This window comes from Erwinia sp. PME.40.26/001 (genome assembly GCF_055556675.1).
This window is the reverse complement of the sequence record NZ_JBVHNP010000003.1, coordinates 341,988-359,429: the sequence shown is the minus strand read 5'-3', so window position 1 is coordinate 359,429 and position 17,442 is coordinate 341,988. Positions and strand designations below refer to the sequence as shown.

Genomic DNA, 17,442 nt, shown 5'->3' with positions numbered 1-17,442 from the left:
CCGGAAAAGGGTCGTCCCCCTGGCGCGTGCTTCCCGGGGGCCTGACGTGCGGCTTATCTCAAACCGGTTCCATCCCTTCAAATATTCGAACCCGCCGTGGGTGTCAAAACCCGCCACGCTGTGACCGCCTCCTGCCGAATAATCTGCTACCGCTCAACCCTGGGGTACGTCCGTTTATCGCAAAACCCGTCCTGTAAAACTGCATAAAAGCCTTATCGCACCTGCGATGAATCACTTAATTTGCGTCGCGTTTTTCTTATGACCGATTCCGACTTGTTGCTCATTTCTTATCTCTGCGTTGCAGCATTTTTATCTATAAGTTAGCCATATAGCCCACTTTATCGGGTGATAATCGACTTTTTGTGGATTATTTTTTGGGTTTTTTCCCGACGCGATATGCTACTTCACTGGCATTAAGCCAGGGTTTAATGTGGTTAATATCACATTAAATAACGTTTAACGCTGGAAATGTTATTGATTTGTTTTTTTTATATTTGCTTGCTGTTTCTCACAGAAAGAGCAAATACCCGACACTTGTATTGACGTTCCCTGAAACTATTGACAAATTGAACCCTCAGTACAAAAGGTAAGGGGATTTGTCTGATAGTTTCATTTCGTCAGCGCCTCTCTGATCCCGCCTGTTTTACTGATGCCGCAAGGCACCACGCACAGACCACTCACAAAAATTATCGGTCGGCGTGAATACCCAGCAATACAGCGCCGGGTAACGCACACAACATCACATCACTACTGGAGCATAAGCATGAGTATTTCCCTGGCTAAATCCGGGATGCTGAAGGTCGGTCTCAGCGCTATCGCGTTGTTAATGGCTACAGGTGTTCAGGCGAAGACCCTGGTTTACTGTTCTGAAGGTTCGCCTGAAGGTTTTAACCCACAGTTATTTACCTCTGGCACCACTTATGACGCCAGTTCGCGTCAGATTTATAACCGTCTGGTGGAGTTCACCATCGGGACCACGGAATTGCACCCCGGGCTGGCCGAAAAATGGGATGTGAGTGCAGACGGAAAAACGTACACCTTCCACCTGCGCAAAGGCGTGAAGTGGCAGACCACCAAAGACTTTAAACCGACGCGCGATTTCAACGCCGACGATGTGGTGTTCACTTTTGAACGCCAGCTGGACAAAAACAACAAATATCACGGTGTTTCCGGTGGCAGCTACGAATATTTCGAAGGCATGGATATGCCGAAGCTGATCAGCAAAATCGTCAAAGTTGATGACAACACGGTGCGTTTCGAACTCTCGCGTCCAGAGTCGCCGTTCCTTGCCGACCTGGGAATGGACTTTGCGTCGATCCTGTCAGCGGAATACGCCGACAATATGCTGAAAGCGGGTACCCCGGAAAAAGTGGATCTGAACCCGGTCGGTACCGGTCCGTTCCAGCTGCTGCAGTACCAGAAAGATTCCCGCATCCTGTATAAAGCGAACGCAGAGTACTGGGGGACCAAGCCGAAGATTGACCGTCTGGTGTTCTCTATCACCCCGGATGCCTCCGTGCGCTACGCCAAAATGCAAAAAGGCGAATGCCAGGTGATGCCGTACCCGAACCCGGCAGATATCGCGCGTATGAAGCAGGACAAAAACATCAACCTGCTGGAGCAGCCGGGTCTGAACGTCGGCTATCTGTCATTTAACGTTGAGAAAAAACCGCTGGATAACCTGAAAGTTCGTCAGGCGCTGACCATGTCAGTGAACAAGAAAGCGATTATCGAGGCGGTTTACCAGGGCGCAGGCCAGGAAGCAAAAAACCTGATCCCACCAACCATGTGGGGCTATAACGACGCCGTACAGGATTACCCGTACGATCCGGTGAAAGCTAAAGCGCTGCTGAAAGAAGCCGGTATGGCAGACGGCTTCGCCATTGACCTGTGGGCTATGCCGGTACAACGTCCGTACAACCCGAACGCACGCCGTATGGCAGAGATGATCCAGAGCGACTGGGCGAAGATTGGCGTGAAAGCCAAAATCGTCACCTACGAGTGGGGCGAGTACCTGAAGCGGGCGAAAGCGGGTGAACACCAGACCGTGATGATGGGCTGGACCGGCGACAACGGGGACCCGGATAACTTCTTCGCGACCCTGTTCAGCTGCGCGGCGGCGAAAGACGGTTCGAACTATTCACGCTGGTGCGACAAGTCGTTTGAAGACCTGATCCAGCCTGCGCGTGCGACCGACGATCACAACAAGCGTATCGAACTGTACAAGCAGGCTCAGGTGGTCATGCACGATCAGGCACCTGCGCTGATTGTTGCCCACTCTACGGTGTACGAGCCGGTGAGCAAAAAAGTTTCCGGCTATGTTGTCGATCCGCTGGGTGGTCACTACTTCGCTCAGGTCGATATCAAGGAATAATGTCTCGGGCCGGGACTCCCGGCGCTGAGAACTGTCCCCAGGGCCGGGTTTCTCCGGCCCTTTTGCCAGGAAGCAAACAGGTCGTCAAGGCGCAGTTCGCTGCGTCGCGGAGGGATGTCCCCTGAAGGTATCCCCCCGCAAGATGTGAGCAATAATAATCCTGTCGGTTACGGCTGGCAGGAACTAAAAGAGAATGCGGAATATGTTGCAGTTCATACTCCGACGCTTGGGTCTTGTTATCCCAACGTTTATCGGTATCACCCTGTTAACCTTTGCGTTTGTTCATATGATCCCCGGCGATCCGGTGATGATTATGGTGGGCGAGCGCGGTATTTCCCCTGAACGTCACGCCCAGTTAATGGCCCAGCTCGGTCTGGATCAGCCTCTCTGGCAGCAGTACCTCACCTATATCAAAGGTGTCCTGCACGGCGACCTCGGTATGTCGCTGAAAAGTCGCGTACCGGTGTGGGACGAATTTGTTCCGCGCTTTAAGGCTACGCTTGAGCTGGGCATTTGCGCCATGCTGTTCGCCGTTGCCGTCGGTATCCCGGTCGGCGTGCTGGCTGCCGTTAAACGCGGTTCCATCTTTGACCATACGGCCGTTGGCATCTCCCTGACCGGTTACTCCATGCCGATTTTCTGGTGGGGAATGATGCTGATCATGCTGGTGTCGGTGCAGCTTAATCTGACCCCGGTTTCCGGGCGCATCGGAGACACGGTATTCCTGGATGACACCATGCCGCTGACCGGCTTTATGCTGATCGATACCCTGTTCTGGGGTGAACCCGGCGATTTCAAAGATGCCGTGATGCATATGATCCTGCCTGCCATCGTGCTGGGCACCATCCCGCTGGCGGTGATTGTGCGTATGACGCGCTCGGCGATGCTGGAAGTGCTGGGTGAGGACTATATCCGTACCGCACGCGCTAAGGGGCTGACCCCGATGCGGGTGATCGTGGTTCACGCGCTGCGCAACGCCATGCTGCCGGTGGTCACGGTGATTGGTCTTCAGGTTGGTACGCTGCTGGCAGGCGCCATCCTGACGGAAACCATCTTCTCCTGGCCAGGCCTGGGGCGCTGGTTAATCGACGCCCTGCAGCGCCGCGACTACCCGGTTGTACAGGGTGGGGTGCTGATGGTGGCTACGTTGATTATCGTCGTCAACCTGCTGGTCGACGTGCTTTACGGCGTGGTTAATCCGCGCATTCGTCATAAGAAATAAGGGGCCAACATGTCTGTTGTGGATCCAGGCAGCGTTAACGCTGCACCCAAGCCGATGACCCCGTTACAGGAATTCTGGCACTACTTTAAGCGTAACAAAGGCGCGGTGATCGGCCTGGTGTACGTGGTTGTAATGATTTTCATCGCGGTCTTTGCCAACGTGCTGGCACCTCATGCCCCGGCGGAACAGTTCCGCGATGCGCTGCTGAAGCCACCGGCCTGGCAGGAAGGCGGCAGCTGGCAGTATGTATTCGGCACGGATGACGTCGGCCGTGATGTGCTGTCGCGCCTGATGTACGGTGCCCGCCTGTCGCTGCTGGTCGGCTGTCTGGTGGTGGTGCTGTCGCTGATCTTTGGCGTGATTTTTGGCCTGATTGCCGGCTACGTCGGCGGGACGGTAGACGCAGCGATCATGCGTCTGGTCGATATTATGCTGGCGCTGCCAAGCCTGCTGCTGGCGCTGGTGCTGGTGGCGATCTTCGGCCCGTCGATTGTCAACGCCTCGATAGCGCTGACCTTTGTCGCCCTGCCGCACTACATTCGACTGACCCGTGCGGCGGTCCTGGTGGAAGTCACCCGCGACTACGTCACGGCCTCCCGCGTGGCCGGAGCGGGTGCCGTGCGTCAGATGTTCGTCAATATCTTACCAAACTGCCTGGCACCGCTGATCGTGCAGGCGTCTCTCGGTTTTTCCAACGCGATCCTCGATATGGCCGCGCTGGGTTTCCTGGGTATGGGTGCACAACCGCCTACGCCGGAGTGGGGCACCATGCTCTCCGACGTGTTGCAGTTTGCGCAGAGTGCCTGGTGGGTGGTCACCTTCCCGGGTGTTGCCATTCTGCTGACGGTACTGGCATTTAACCTGATGGGCGACGGTTTACGCGACGCTCTCGACCCGAAACTCAAACAGTAGGCAACGAGATGGCACTATTAACGGTAGATAAACTCTCGGTGCATTTCGGCGACGAAAAAGCACCGTTCCGCGCCGTCGACCGCATCAGCTATCAGGTTGAGCAGGGTCAGGTGGTGGGTATCGTCGGCGAGTCCGGCTCCGGTAAATCGGTCAGCTCGCTGGCAATTATGGGGCTGATTGATTACCCCGGCAAAGTGATGGCGGATAATCTGGTATTTAACCAGCGCGACCTGAAACGCATTTCGGAAAAAGAGCGCCGCCAGCTGGTGGGCTCGGACGTCGCAATGATTTTCCAGGATCCGATGACCAGCCTCAACCCCTGCTACACCGTGGGCTTCCAGATTATGGAAGCCATCAAGGTGCATCAGGGGGGGAATAAGCGTACCCGCCGTCAGCGCGCCATTGACCTGCTGAACCAGGTGGGCATTCCCGATCCGGCATCACGTCTGGATGTCTATCCGCATCAGCTGTCCGGCGGCATGAGCCAGCGCGTGATGATCGCCATGGCAATTGCCTGCCGTCCCAAGCTGCTGATCGCTGACGAACCCACTACGGCGCTCGACGTGACGATCCAGGCGCAGATCATTGAGCTCCTGCTCGATCTGCAACGCCAGGAAAATATGGCGCTGATCCTGATCACCCACGATCTGGCGCTGGTGGCGGAAGCCGCACAGCACATTATCGTGATGTACGCCGGTCAGGTGGTGGAAACGGGTAAGGCGGTGGATATCTTTAAAGCCCCGCGCCATCCTTACACCCAGGCGCTGCTGCGTGCGCTGCCGGAATTTGCCGCAGACAAAGCCCGCCTGGCGTCCCTGCCGGGCGTGGTACCGGGCAAGTACGACCGCCCGAACGGCTGCCTGCTCAACCCGCGCTGCCCGTATGCGCAGGACCGCTGCCGCAGCGAAGAGCCGCCTTTACGTGATATTGCCGGGCGTCAGTCCAAATGTCATTTCCCACTGGATGATGCCGGGAGACCTGCTTATGAAGCCTGAACACGACAAATCGACCCTGCTGATGCAGGCCATCGACCTGAAGAAGCACTACCCGGTTAAAAAAGGCCTGTTTGGTCAGGAGCGGCTGGTTAAAGCGCTGGATGGCGTGTCGTTTGACCTGGAGCGCGGTAAAACACTGGCCGTGGTGGGCGAGTCCGGCTGCGGTAAATCGACCCTGGGCCGCTTGCTGACCATGATCGAAACGCCAACCGAAGGTCAGCTGTTCTATCAGGGGCAGGATTTGCTGAAGCACGATCCGGAAGCGGAGAAGCTGCGCCGTCAGAAAATTCAGATCGTTTTCCAGAACCCGTACGGTTCCCTGAACCCGCGTAAAAAGGTCAGCCAGATCCTGGAAGAGCCGCTGCTGATTAATACCCGACTGAGCAAAGCCGAGCGCCGGGAAAAAACGCTGGAGATGATGGCTAAGGTCGGGCTGAAGACCGAGCACTACGACCGCTACCCGCATATGTTCTCCGGCGGCCAGCGTCAGCGTATTGCCATTGCTCGCGGGCTGATGCTGGATCCGGACGTGCTGATCGCCGATGAGCCGGTCTCCGCGCTTGACGTATCGGTGCGTGCGCAGGTGCTGAATCTGATGATGGATCTGCAGCAGGACCTCGGCCTCTCCTACGTGTTTATCTCCCATGACCTGTCGGTAGTGGAGCATATTGCGGACGAAGTGATGGTAATGTACCTCGGCCGCTGCGTGGAGAAGGGGAGCAAGGAGCAGATCTTCGCCAACCCGCTGCATCCTTATACTCAGGCGCTGCTGTCGGCCACGCCACGGCTTAACCCGGATGAGCGCCGCGAGCGCATCAAGCTGACCGGCGAGCTACCCAGCCCGCTGAATCCACCACCGGGCTGCGCCTTTAACGCGCGCTGCCGCCGCCAGTTTGGCACCTGCGTGCAGCTTCAGCCGCAGCTGAAGACCTGGGGCGGACAGCAGGTCGCCTGCTTCGCTGTTGATCAGGATGAAAACCCGGGCGCTTAACCCCTGAGTGTAGGCCGGAAGGAAGGGGCGACCCCGACGGCTTAGCGTATGATCCTGGCCCGCCCTCTGCCGTTCGTCGTATCGCGCAGGGGCCGGGCCTCTTTTCCGGCCCGCCTTCTGTTACACATCGCATAAAATCCTTAAGCAAAATGCACCATTCCCTAACCGCTGCTATGCTGTATAAAAAGTCTCCTTATCTGTCGTACTTAAGTCGAATCCGCGCCTGGTGAAGTAAGCGGTTGTTGTACAGGCTTTGCACAGTGGCTTATGTCAAAATTTCTTAACACGGGAGAGGATCATGGGATAACCACAACGTGCAGGTGGGTAATTCCGCGTTAAGAATGCGTAAGTTCTGGTGAGGTATTTCTATTACAGAAAATAGCCTCTCTTTAACCTGTGGAAAATAATTAACTAAGCCAAATAATCACCCTGCTGATATATAACCCGTGCAATGAATTATTTAATGAATTGCCGTTAATTAATCACTCATAACCATTTATCTGTGATATGAGAATAGTCTGAGTAAATTAAAATTTATATGTTATATTGCCGCGAAATCCTCCACCTTGCGCGATCATACTCATGAATAGCTATGATGACCTGCAGCGTTTTAAAGAAAAAACGCAAACAAACCACATTGAATTCAAAGACATGTCTGAGCAGGTGTTAAGCGCTGACACCACCAACTGGGCGGTGATTAAACAGTTGCTGAATGATGGCGCAGGGTCGGTACTGGATAAGAGTCAGCGTATTGACCGGGCAGCGCCACAGCCTGCCGATCCTGCCGCTTTTACGCCGCCCCCGGCCGTGGCTGAACCGGCTTCATCAACTCTGCGGGTGCAGTCTTTTGTCGCCACCACGCCAGCTTCCTCTGATCGGGTAGGGGCCTCGCTGCTGGACAGTATCTCCGCCTCGCTGCCGACAGACGCTGCGGCGGTGAGCGTGGCGCAGCCCGCGCCGGTTCAGGCTGGCAGCCCGGCTGACGTGGCTCCGCTGCGTGCCCTGCCGGTTGCCCGGCAAACCGCATTATCCGGCAGCACGCTGCTGGCCCAGCTGGCGGCCCGCTCTGCCCCTGAGTTACCGCCCGCTGCCGTTTCCGCATCGCCGGTCCCTCAGGCACCGACAGCCGCGCCCGTTGAAGCCCCGGCACCCCCGGCGAACGTCAGTTATAAACAGCTGTTTAGCACCGGAACCACACCGTCTTCCGCGTCGCTGCCGAAAGATATGTTGTTACATCCCCTGCTGGAGAAAATTGCCTCATGCCGTTAGTTTGTGTCTGCTCCCCTAAAGGCGGCGTGGGTAAAACCACCATGGCGGCCAACCTCGCTCATGCCCTCGCGCGCGGCGGCAGCAAGGTGTTGGCGATCGATTTTGACGTGCAGAACGCCCTGCGCCTGCACTTTGGCGTCCCGCTGGCCGACAGTCGCGGCTTTGTGGCGAAATCCGCTGAATCGTCTGACTGGAGCCAGTCTATTCTCACCACCGGTGGCAATATTTTTGTCCTGCCTTACGGGGAGGTAACCGAAGATCAGCGCGTGGCGTTTGAAGAGAATTTAACCCGGGACCCGAATTTCCTCGCGCGCGGCCTGCACTCGGTGCTCAACTATCCGGGGCTGGTGATTATCGCTGATTTTCCTCCCGGTCCCGGTCCGGCGCTGAAAGCCATGACGGCGCTGGCCGATATGCATTTAGTGGTCATGCTGGCAGACACGGCATCGCTGTCGCTGCTGCCGCAGATTGAAAATGAAAAAATGATTGGTGGTGCGCTGAATCACCGGGGGGGGCACTATTTTGTCCTCAATCAGAGCGACAGCCGCCGCAATATCAGCCGCGACGTCACCGCGTTTATGCAGCAGCGCCTGGGCGACAGGTTGATGGGCGTGGTGAATCGTGACGAGAGCGTGGCAGAAGCCAATGCGTCTCAGCAATCGATTTTCGATTTTAGCCCGGTCTCCGCGGCGGCCTTTGATATTGAGCTGATCGGTAAGCGTCTTGCGGCGTTGCTCAATATTAAAGTCGGTGATGGCGAAATGCATGCCCCGCTAAAGTCCCGTTAACGGCTTAATTGCCCCAGGCAGGGACGCCTGAAGACGCGTGGTCCGGTTATTTTGGGATTACCACGAATTATAACAATACGTATTCAGGATGACTTATGAATAAAGTCATGTTTTATCTTCTGCTGCTGATATTATCCCCCGTCGCAGCCGTCATCGTTATTACCCCGATGGATAGCTCAAAACAATATATTTTTGGCTTGATCTCGATTGCTATTCTGTTTTTATTAGGCATCAGCAAAAGTAAAAAAATCTCTCTGGTAATGGTGGTCCTCTCTGCCATGATGTCCACGCGCTATATTTACTGGCGGGCGACGGAGACACTGCATTTTAATTCTGAAGTAGAGGCGATTCTCGGTATCGGATTATTTTTGGCCGAGCTGTATGTCTGGCTGATATTAATCCTCGGCTATCTGCAAACGTCATGGCCGCTGAAGCGCACCATTGAACCGCTGCCTGACGATGTCAGCCTGTGGCCCACCGTGGATGTTTACGTGCCCAGCTATAACGAAAGCCTGGACGTGGTCCGTGATACCGTGCTCGCCGCCCAGTGCATCGACTATCCGCGCGACAAGATAAAAATCTATCTGCTGGATGACGGCAAGCGCAGCGAGTTCGCCCGTTTTGCCGCTGACGTCGGTGTGGGCTACATCACCCGCGATGACAACCGTCATGCCAAGGCCGGTAACCTCAACCACGCGATGAAAATCACCAAAGGTGAGCTGATCTGCGTGTTTGACTGCGATCACGTTGCTACCCGCACCTTCCTGCAGGCTACCGTGGGCGCGTTCCTGAAGGATGAGAAGCTGGCCCTGCTGCAGACGCCGCACTACTTCTATTCACCGGACCCGTTTGAGCGCAACCTGAAGGCCGCGCGTGAAATACCGAACGAAGGCGCCCTGTTCTACGGCCCGGTGCAGCAGGGAAATGATAACTGGAATGCCACCTTCTTCTGCGGTTCTTGTGCGGTGATCCGCCGTTCAGCCCTGGAAGAGATCGGCGGGTTTGCGGTGGAAACCGTAACCGAAGATGCCCACACCGCGCTGAAAATGCAGCGTCTGGGCTGGGGCTCTGCCTTCCTTGCTATCCCACTGGCGGCGGGCCTGGCGACGGAACGCCTGGGTCTGCATATTGTACAGCGTACCCGCTGGGCGCGCGGAATGACCCAGATTTTCCGCGTCGATAACCCGCTGTTGGGTCGTGGCCTGAAATGGCAGCAGCGCCTCTGCTACCTGAATGCCATGCTGCACTTCCAGTTTGGCCTGCCGCGCGTCGTCTTCCTGACCGCACCGCTGGCGTACCTGCTGTTTAACCTCAATATCATTCACTCGTCGGCCAGCCTGATCTTTGCCTACGTCCTGCCGCACCTGGTGATGTCCCTGTACGTCAACTCGCGAATGAATGGCCGCTTCCGCGCTACTTTCTGGGGAGAGATCTACGAAACCGTGATGGCCTTCCACCTGGTGATCCCGACCCTCCTGACGATGATTTCACCGAAGCACGGTAAATTTAACGTAACGGATAAAGGGGGCCTGCTGGACGTCGGCTTCTTTGACTTTAACATTGTGCGCCCGCACGTGATCTGCGCCCTGCTGTTACTGGTGGGGGTGGTCAGCGGGATTGTGCGGGCCACGGCACACGACTACTTCGGCGTGGATCCCTATGTGATTGCGCTGAACGTTGGCTGGGCCACCTTCAGCCTGATTATCCTGATGGCGGCCATCGCCGTGGCGCGTGAAACCAAACAGGTACGTAAAACCATTCGTATTGATGTCAATCTGCCAGTGGTGGTGCACTACGCCAGCGGGATCTCATCACGCTCCAATACCGTCAACCTGTCGATGGGCGGGGCGCAGATCCAGGCACCGGACCAGCGTCATGAAAACGATGAGATTGAAGCGATAGATCTTATCCTGCGGTCCGGGGCGATCTCCATTCCGGTGCAGATGATTGGTGCTGAAGATGGCGTTATCCGCCTGCAGTTTGATGAGATGCCACTGTCCCGCCGTCGTGAGCTGGTGCGCGTGGTACTGTCACGTGCCGATGCCTGGATCCAGCCGGAAGGGCCAAAAGATAAACCCCTGCGTTCGCTACTGAACATTATCCGTACCGTTTTTGAGCTGTTCTGGCTGACATTCCAGGATCGGCGGGCAAGAAAAAAACAGCGCGCACGCGTGGAAGAGGACAGCGCAGTATGAAGCCATTACTCCTCCGGGCATTGTGCCTGAGTACCTTGCTCACGCTGGGCAGCGTGCAGGCCGATCCGGCCAGCGTCACCCGCGACAGCAGCGCATTATCGGATATTCCGCCGCCGGCGGATACGGGTGCAGAAGTGACGTCGCCAGCGGCAGACGCCGCTGCTCCGGTGCAGACCGACGCTCCGGCCATGGCGACGGAAGCCCCGGACACTCCGGCGCAGGAGCCCGCTGTTTCCCAGCCGGCCAGTCCGGCACAGGAGCCTGCTGTCTCTCCGCCGGTGGAAACCTCTCAGCCGGCAGAAGGGCAGGCCGTAGCAAACGATCTGCCTGCCGGTGCGGTGGAAAACAGCCTGCCAGCGGGGGATGAAGCCGCGCTGCCGCCGGGCACCAACGAAGGCCTGCCTGCGGGTCTGCCGCCGCTGCCGGCCCCGGTCATGGACGAGGCCGCGCCTCAGCCTGCCGTATCGCTAAATCAGCCGCTTTCCAGCACGGTCAGCGTAGCGCAGATGGGGCAGAAGCAGGGGATCACCCTGACCGGCGGCCAGCTGCAGTCCGGCATCGTCTTCACCCTGCCAACCGATGAAGTGGTCACCAATGCCCGCCTGAACCTGTCGCTGAAAGTGTCCCAGGCGCTGGCGGCGCGGAATACGTCACTGCAGCTGATGCTGAACGGCCAGCCGCTGGGGACCCTGCCGCTGAGTGCCTCCGATCGCGCCAGCGAAGATTACCAGCTGGATATCCCGGCGGCGATGGTGGTGTCCAGCAATAACCTGAGCTTTAAAATCAACGATGCCGACCAGCTGCTGTGTGAGCGCGACAGTGCCCAGCAGTATCAGGTCACTATCCTGCCGAAGACCACGCTGGCGCTGGAGGGCCAGCAGCTGAACATGGGGACCAGCCTGCGCAACTTCCCGCGCCCGTTTATCGATCCACTGCGCATGAGTCCGGCCAGCGTAGCCATGACGTTCGGCGACAATATTACGCCGGGTGAAGTGAGCGCCGCGGCGATCCTCGCTTCCTGGATGGGGATTCAGGCAGACTATCGCGGCATCAGTTTCCCGGTATTACGTGGCGCGCTGCCCGAGAAGAACGGCGTGGTATTGGGCCATCCCGGTGAAAAAATCGGCAGCCTGACCCTGCCGGACAGCGACGGCCCCTCCCTGCAAATCGTTAATAACCCGGACAATCCGGTGTATAAGCTGCTGCTGGTGGTCGGGAAAACCGACGACGAGCTGCGTCAGGCCACCTGGCGTCTGCTGCAGCCGCTGGCGGTGGATGCGCCGTCGCTGGCCGTTGCCCCGCAGAGTATGCCGCTGCGCAAGCCGTACGATGCACCGCGCTGGATCAATACCGAGCGACCGGTGCGTCTCAGCGAGCTGCTGCGTAAGGATCAGAACCTGACTACCACGGGCCTCTGGCATGATGCGCTGCGCGTCAATTTCCGTGCGGCCCCCGACCTGTTCCTCTGGGACGGGGACAGCATTCCGGTACAGCTGAACTACCGCTTCCCATCTGAAAGCTGGATTGATGAAGATAGCTCCCTGCTTAACGTCACGCTGAACGGGACTTTCCTGCGGAACCTGACGGTGAACAAGATCGGGCTGCTGGAAAATATCTGGCACCGCCTGGGCGGCGATGCGCGTCAGGAGAAATACACCCTGAAGCTGGATCCGTATCTGATTTACGGGGACAACCAGATGCAGCTCTACTTCAACATCAAGCCGAAGGCCAGCGCACCGTGCAGCGTGCTGACCAACAACAACATCAAGAGCCGGATTGAGGAGGATTCGTTTATCGACCTCAGCCATACCCGTCACTTTACGCTGCTGCCCAACCTCTCGTACTTTGTCGGGGCTTCTTTCCCGTTCTCGCGTCTGGCTGACTATTCGCAAACCCTGCTGATGCTGCCCCCGGTCCCGAGTAACGCGGAGATCAGCACCCTGCTGGATATGGCAGGCCGGTCGGGTAACGCCACCGGCGTTGCGCTGAGTCAGAACAGCGTGGTGTTTGGCATCCCGGCCGCCGGTACGCTGCGCGGTCGCCTGGAAAACAGCGATATCCTCTCGGTGTCGACGCTGGCACAGGCCGGTTTCAACCGCGAGATGCTGTCCGATTCCCCCTATGAGCTGAACAACCATACGCTGGGCGTCAAAGTGCCGAACATGCTGGATAACCTGCGTGGCTGGCTGACCGGTGACTGGTATCGCCAGACGCTGGATGCGGACCGCTACTTCTCATCCAATGAAGACTGGCGCGGTTTTATCAGCTACCGCTCGCCGTGGAACAGCAGCCGTCTGGTGGTGATGACCGTCGCGACCGATGATAACCAGCTGGCGCGCCTGCATAACGACATGACCTCATCGCGGATTAACGCCGGTATCCGGGGCGATACGGCGATCATTACCGATGAAAACGGTATCCGCAGTTTCACCGTCGGGGCGCAGTTCCCCAGCGGCCAAATGCCGTGGTACATGATGGTCGTATGGTATGCCAATCAGCATGCGGTACTGCTGGCGCTGCTTGCCCTGTGCTGCTCCGCACTGGTCGGTCTGAGCGTTTATGTCCTGCTGAAACGTCATTCATGGCGTCGTCTGCATCCGCAGAATCACTCCCGTACCTCTGGCGAGAAGAAAGAATAATGAAAACAAAACTCACCCCTTTAACCGCCAGAATTCGTCACCGCTGGATGGCTGGCAGCGGCCTGGTGCTGTCGGTGATGGCCTTCCCGATGTGGGCAGCAGAGAACAATCCGGCCATTCAGGCGCTGTTTGATCAGGCCAACTACTGGCATCAGAAAGCCCACGATGAGCTGGCGCGTGATGCACTGAATAAAGTGCTGATGGTGGACGGGAACAACGCCCAGGCGCTGTACCTGATGGCGCTGTGGTCTCAGCAGGGCGGGGACGGTGCCGACGCGGCCAGATGGCGCGCGCGCCTGAGCCAGGTTTCTCCGCAGGACCCGCGCCTGTCGGAGCTGGACAAAGCCCGTCAGCTGCAAACCATCCCGGCGGCACAGCTGGCTCTGGCCCGTCAGCAGGCGCGCAGCGGCAATACGGCGGCCGCCCTGCAGACCTGGCGCAACACCTTCAGCGGCAATACGCCACCGGCCAGCGTGGCGGCGGAGTATTACCTGACCATGGCCGGTGACCGCACTCTGCTGCCGCAGGCGGTGGACAACCTGCGGCAGTTCGCGGCGCAGCATCCACAGGATACCGGCGCGAAGCTGGCGCTGGGCAAAGCCCTGACCTGGCAGGAAGCGACCCGACGTGAGGGGCTGCAAACGCTGGAGGGACTGGCGGGCGGTAATGCCGATGCTGACCGTTCCCTGCGTCAGGCGCTGCTGTGGCTGGGGCCGCAGCCGGGCGATGCACCGCTGTATCAGAACTATCAGCAGCGTCATCCGCAGGATACGGCGGTGATGGATCACTTCCGTAAAAACGTCGGCGGCGCGGCCAAAGGTAAGGGCTTTAACGCCCTGAACAGCGGCGATGTCAGCGGCGCACAGACCGCCTTCGATCAGGTGCTGCAAACCAACCCGGAGGATGCCGACGCGCTGGCCGGCCTGGGCTATGTGGCACAGCGCAGCGGCGACTATGCCAGAGCGGCAGACTATCTGGAGCGAGCAGCGAAGCTCGGCGGCAGCAACAGCGAACAGCGCCAGCAGCAGGCAACCGATGCCCGCTTCTACGGTCAGTTAGCCGCCGCCCAGCAGGCGATGAAATCCGGAGACAGCGCACAGGCCTTAAGCCTCAGCGCACCGTTAACCCAGGCGGCGGGCGAGAAAGGCGTGGCGGCGAAGCTGTTCCGTGCCGACGTGCTGCGCCGTAACAATCAGCTGGATCAGGCCGCGCAGACCTACCGTGACGTGCTGTCCAGCGATGCCGCTAACCGTCCGGCGAAAGAGGGGTTGTTCTACGTGCTGCGACAGCAGGGCAATACTGCCGAAGCCAATACGCTACTGGCCTCCCTGCCCTCCAGCGTGCGAGAGGCGGTGACGCCGCGTCCGGTGGCGACCAGTGAACCGGTGCGCCGTGACGCGAAGCAGGCGCTGGCGGCCGGCAACCCGCAGCGGGCCATTACGATCCTGCAGCAGGGTATGCAGCGTTTCCCGGCCGACGGCTGGCTGCGCCTTGACCTTGCCCGGATCTATCAGCAGCAGGGCAATACCGCAGCGGCGGCAGGCGTGATGCAGCCTGCTTTCCGCAACGGTGCCAGCAGTAATGAAGTGTATGCGGCCGCGCTGTTTGCCAGCGAAAGCGGGGCCTGGGGCCAGGCGCAGAGCCTGCTGTCACGCATTCCGGCCCGGAGTCAAAACGCAGAGATGCGCGCGCTGATCCAGCGTGTGAACTTCAACCAGCAGATGTCCGTGGCGCAGCAGTATCTGACCCAGGGCTCCAGTGCGGCGGCGGCCAACACGCTGAAAGCGCTGGCGGCGAACCCGCCGCAGAACCCGGCGGATGCGGGTAACCTGGCGAAAGGCCTGGCGCAGGCGGGCGATATGACCACCGCGGTGGCGGTGGTGCGCGGCAATATGCAGCGCGGGGTACAGGGTAATGCCGGTGACTACGCGGCACAGGTGGCGGTACTGAATCAGGCGGGACTGGGCGGTGAAGCGCAGGCCTTCCTCAATAACCCGGAACTGCAGTCACGCAGCACCCGCGCCCAGCTGGCGGGGATCCGTAACGGCGGGGTAATTAATGAAGTGGATGACCTGCGTGAACGCAAACAGTACGCGGCGGCTTACGATAAGCTGATCGGCGCCCTGCAGAAAGATCCGCAGAATACCGACCTGATGTTTGCCATGGCCCGCCTGTACCAGTCCGGCAAGATGAACAAAGAAGCCGCGGTGGTGTACGACTACCTGATGACGCGCGATACCGAGACTCAGGACGCGCGCGAAGGGGCAATCAACACCGCGCTGGCGCTAAACGATGTGCCCAAAGCGCGCGCACTGGCCAGCGGCCTGCGCGGGGAACCGTCGCCGGAGCGCCTGCTGTTGCTGGCGCGGGTTTCCGAAGCGGAGGGGGACCATAATCAGGCCCTGAGCTACCTGCGCACCGCCAAAGGGAAGATGATCGGGCTGGACGGCAGTAGTGTCGGCAGCACCGCCGGCATTGGTGGGCTGACGCTGTCTGATAATCCGTTTATCAACCGCACCACCATGACGGTCCGCAAATCCCCGTCGGTGTATGGCAATACCATGCCGTGGCAGCAGGCGCCGGATGCGCGTGACTACCGCGAGATCGGGGGGGCCAGCGGGGGCCTGACGGTGGTTGGCGGTGGCTCAGAGGCCGCCCTCCAGCAGAATCAGACGCTACATCAGATTGACACCATGATGGACGAGCTGGAGAAAGATACGGGCACCTGGATGCAGGGCGGTATTCAGATCCGTGGCCGCGACGGCGAGAACGGCCTGAGCAAACTGACCGAAGCCAAAGCGCCGCTGGTGTGGTCCAGCTCTCCGCTGGGCGATGCCCGCTTTGACTTCACCGTGACGCCAATGACCCTGAGCGCCGGCAGCGCCAGCGGTGATGCTTATCGCCGCCTTGGCACCGGAGCGGCCGGAGTCGCGGTCGCTAACCTCATCCAGAACATCAAAAATGAACAGACCAGCTACAGCGGACTGACCGCTGCCGAGAAAACGGTATTCGATGCGGCTAATCCGGGGGTGGGGGCTGCCCTGACCAACCTCACCGGTATTGATAGCGCCGACTACAATCCGTTCACCAACAGCGGCCTGAGCAACTTACAGAGCCTGAATAACAATGCCACGCTGGCGAAATACCTCGCAGCCTCTTCGCGTAAGGTGAATGTCGATACCGCATCGTCATCCTCGACCGACTCGCAGACGGCCTCCGGCGTGGAGCTGAACCTGGCGTTAAGCGGCGACAGCTACAAGATTGACCTCGGCAGTACGCCGCTCGGTCAGGATCTCAGTACGATGGTTGGCGGCGTGAAGTGGGCACCGAAGCTGACCGACTACCTGACGCTGATCCTCACGGGCGAACGCCGTGCGGTGACCGACAGCCTGCTTTCTTACGTCGGGGTGAAAGACAAGTACTCCGGGAAAAGCTGGGGCCGCGTCACTAAAAACGGCGGTAACGCCATGCTGAGCTACGACGACGGCGATGCCGGCTTCTATGTCGGCGCGGGAGGGTACAGCTATGTCGGGGAAAATGTGGCCAGTAACACTTCGTTAATGGGTAACGCCGGGGCCTATGTGCGTCCGTTCCACTTTACCGATCGCGAACTGAAAACCGGCATCAACATCAGCTGGATGGACTTCTCAAAGAACCTCAGCAACTTCAGCTACGGCCAGGGGGGCTACTTCAGCCCGCAGAACTATATCAGCGTGTCGTTCCCGGTAGACTTCACTCAGACCTATGACGATCTGAGCGTAAAAGTGGGCGGTTCGGCGGGCTACCAGTCTTACACTCAGGATCGCAGCGCTTACTTCCCGAACAACAGCGATTACCAGTCACTGCTGGAAGATGCCGTAACGGCAGGCTATGCCAAAGAGGCGTACTTCAGCGGCGGCAGCAAGAGCGGTATCGGCTATAACCTGCACGCGGGTGCAGACTACAAGATTAACAAAGACGTCACCATCGGCGGTCAGTTGGGTTATGACACCTTTGGTGACTATAACGAAAGTACAGCGCAGCTCTACTTCCGCTACATGCTGGGAGGCAAATAAGC

At 58.5% G+C, this 17,442-nt stretch carries 10 protein-coding genes; all 10 read left to right on the top strand.

Annotated features, from left to right (window positions below; all coding sequences use genetic code 11):
• Positions 1-763: 763 nt before the first annotated feature.
• The 10 genes from dppA to ACZ3HG_RS12025 all read left to right on the top strand — a co-directional run bounded on the left by dppA (position 764) and on the right by ACZ3HG_RS12025 (position 17,440).
• Entirely contained in the window at positions 764-2,374 is a 1,611-nt protein-coding gene (gene dppA, locus ACZ3HG_RS12070; protein WP_191934401.1) for a dipeptide ABC transporter periplasmic-binding protein DppA, read from the top strand.
• Positions 2,375-2,576: 202 nt separating this feature from the next.
• Positions 2,577-3,596 (top strand): dipeptide ABC transporter permease DppB, encoded by a 1,020-nt coding sequence (dppB, locus tag ACZ3HG_RS12065; protein WP_191934402.1) that lies wholly within the window; start codon positions 2,577-2,579, stop codon positions 3,594-3,596.
• Positions 3,597-3,605: 9 nt separating this feature from the next.
• Positions 3,606-4,508 carry a dipeptide ABC transporter permease DppC gene (gene dppC, locus ACZ3HG_RS12060; protein ID WP_465332921.1) on the top strand — a complete coding sequence of 301 codons (903 nt, stop codon included), beginning with the start codon at positions 3,606-3,608 and terminating at the stop codon, positions 4,506-4,508.
• A gap of 8 nt (positions 4,509-4,516) precedes the next feature.
• Positions 4,517-5,503, top strand: coding sequence for a dipeptide ABC transporter ATP-binding protein (gene dppD / locus ACZ3HG_RS12055; RefSeq protein WP_191934404.1), 987 nt, complete (start codon positions 4,517-4,519; stop codon positions 5,501-5,503).
• Positions 5,493-6,494 carry a dipeptide ABC transporter ATP-binding subunit DppF gene (gene dppF / locus ACZ3HG_RS12050; RefSeq protein ID WP_191936773.1) on the top strand — a complete coding sequence of 334 codons (1,002 nt, stop codon included), beginning with the start codon at positions 5,493-5,495 and terminating at the stop codon, positions 6,492-6,494. The genes dppD and dppF overlap by 11 nt, the downstream gene beginning before the upstream one ends.
• A gap of 582 nt (positions 6,495-7,076) precedes the next feature.
• Positions 7,077-7,763, top strand: a complete 687-nt coding sequence (gene bcsO / locus ACZ3HG_RS12045; RefSeq protein ID WP_465332920.1) for a cellulose biosynthesis protein BcsO — start codon at positions 7,077-7,079, stop codon at positions 7,761-7,763.
• On the top strand, positions 7,754-8,551 hold the full coding sequence (gene bcsQ / locus ACZ3HG_RS12040) for a cellulose biosynthesis protein BcsQ (protein WP_191934407.1): 798 nt from the start codon (positions 7,754-7,756) through the stop codon (positions 8,549-8,551). Before bcsO ends, bcsQ begins: the two co-directional genes overlap by 10 nt.
• A gap of 95 nt (positions 8,552-8,646) precedes the next feature.
• Positions 8,647-10,746, top strand: a complete 2,100-nt coding sequence (gene bcsA / locus ACZ3HG_RS12035) for a UDP-forming cellulose synthase catalytic subunit (protein WP_191934408.1) — start codon at positions 8,647-8,649, stop codon at positions 10,744-10,746.
• The gene (gene bcsB / locus ACZ3HG_RS12030; RefSeq protein ID WP_465332919.1) at positions 10,743-13,385 is read left to right on the top strand and encodes a cellulose biosynthesis cyclic di-GMP-binding regulatory protein BcsB; all 2,643 of its coding nucleotides are present in this window, start codon (positions 10,743-10,745) and stop codon (positions 13,383-13,385) included. The genes bcsA and bcsB overlap by 4 nt, the downstream gene beginning before the upstream one ends.
• Complete coding sequence (locus ACZ3HG_RS12025) at positions 13,385-17,440, top strand: cellulose biosynthesis protein BcsC (protein WP_465332918.1); 4,056 nt, start codon at positions 13,385-13,387, stop codon at positions 17,438-17,440. Before bcsB ends, ACZ3HG_RS12025 begins: the two co-directional genes overlap by 1 nt.
• The last annotated feature ends 2 nt before the right edge of the window (positions 17,441-17,442 follow it).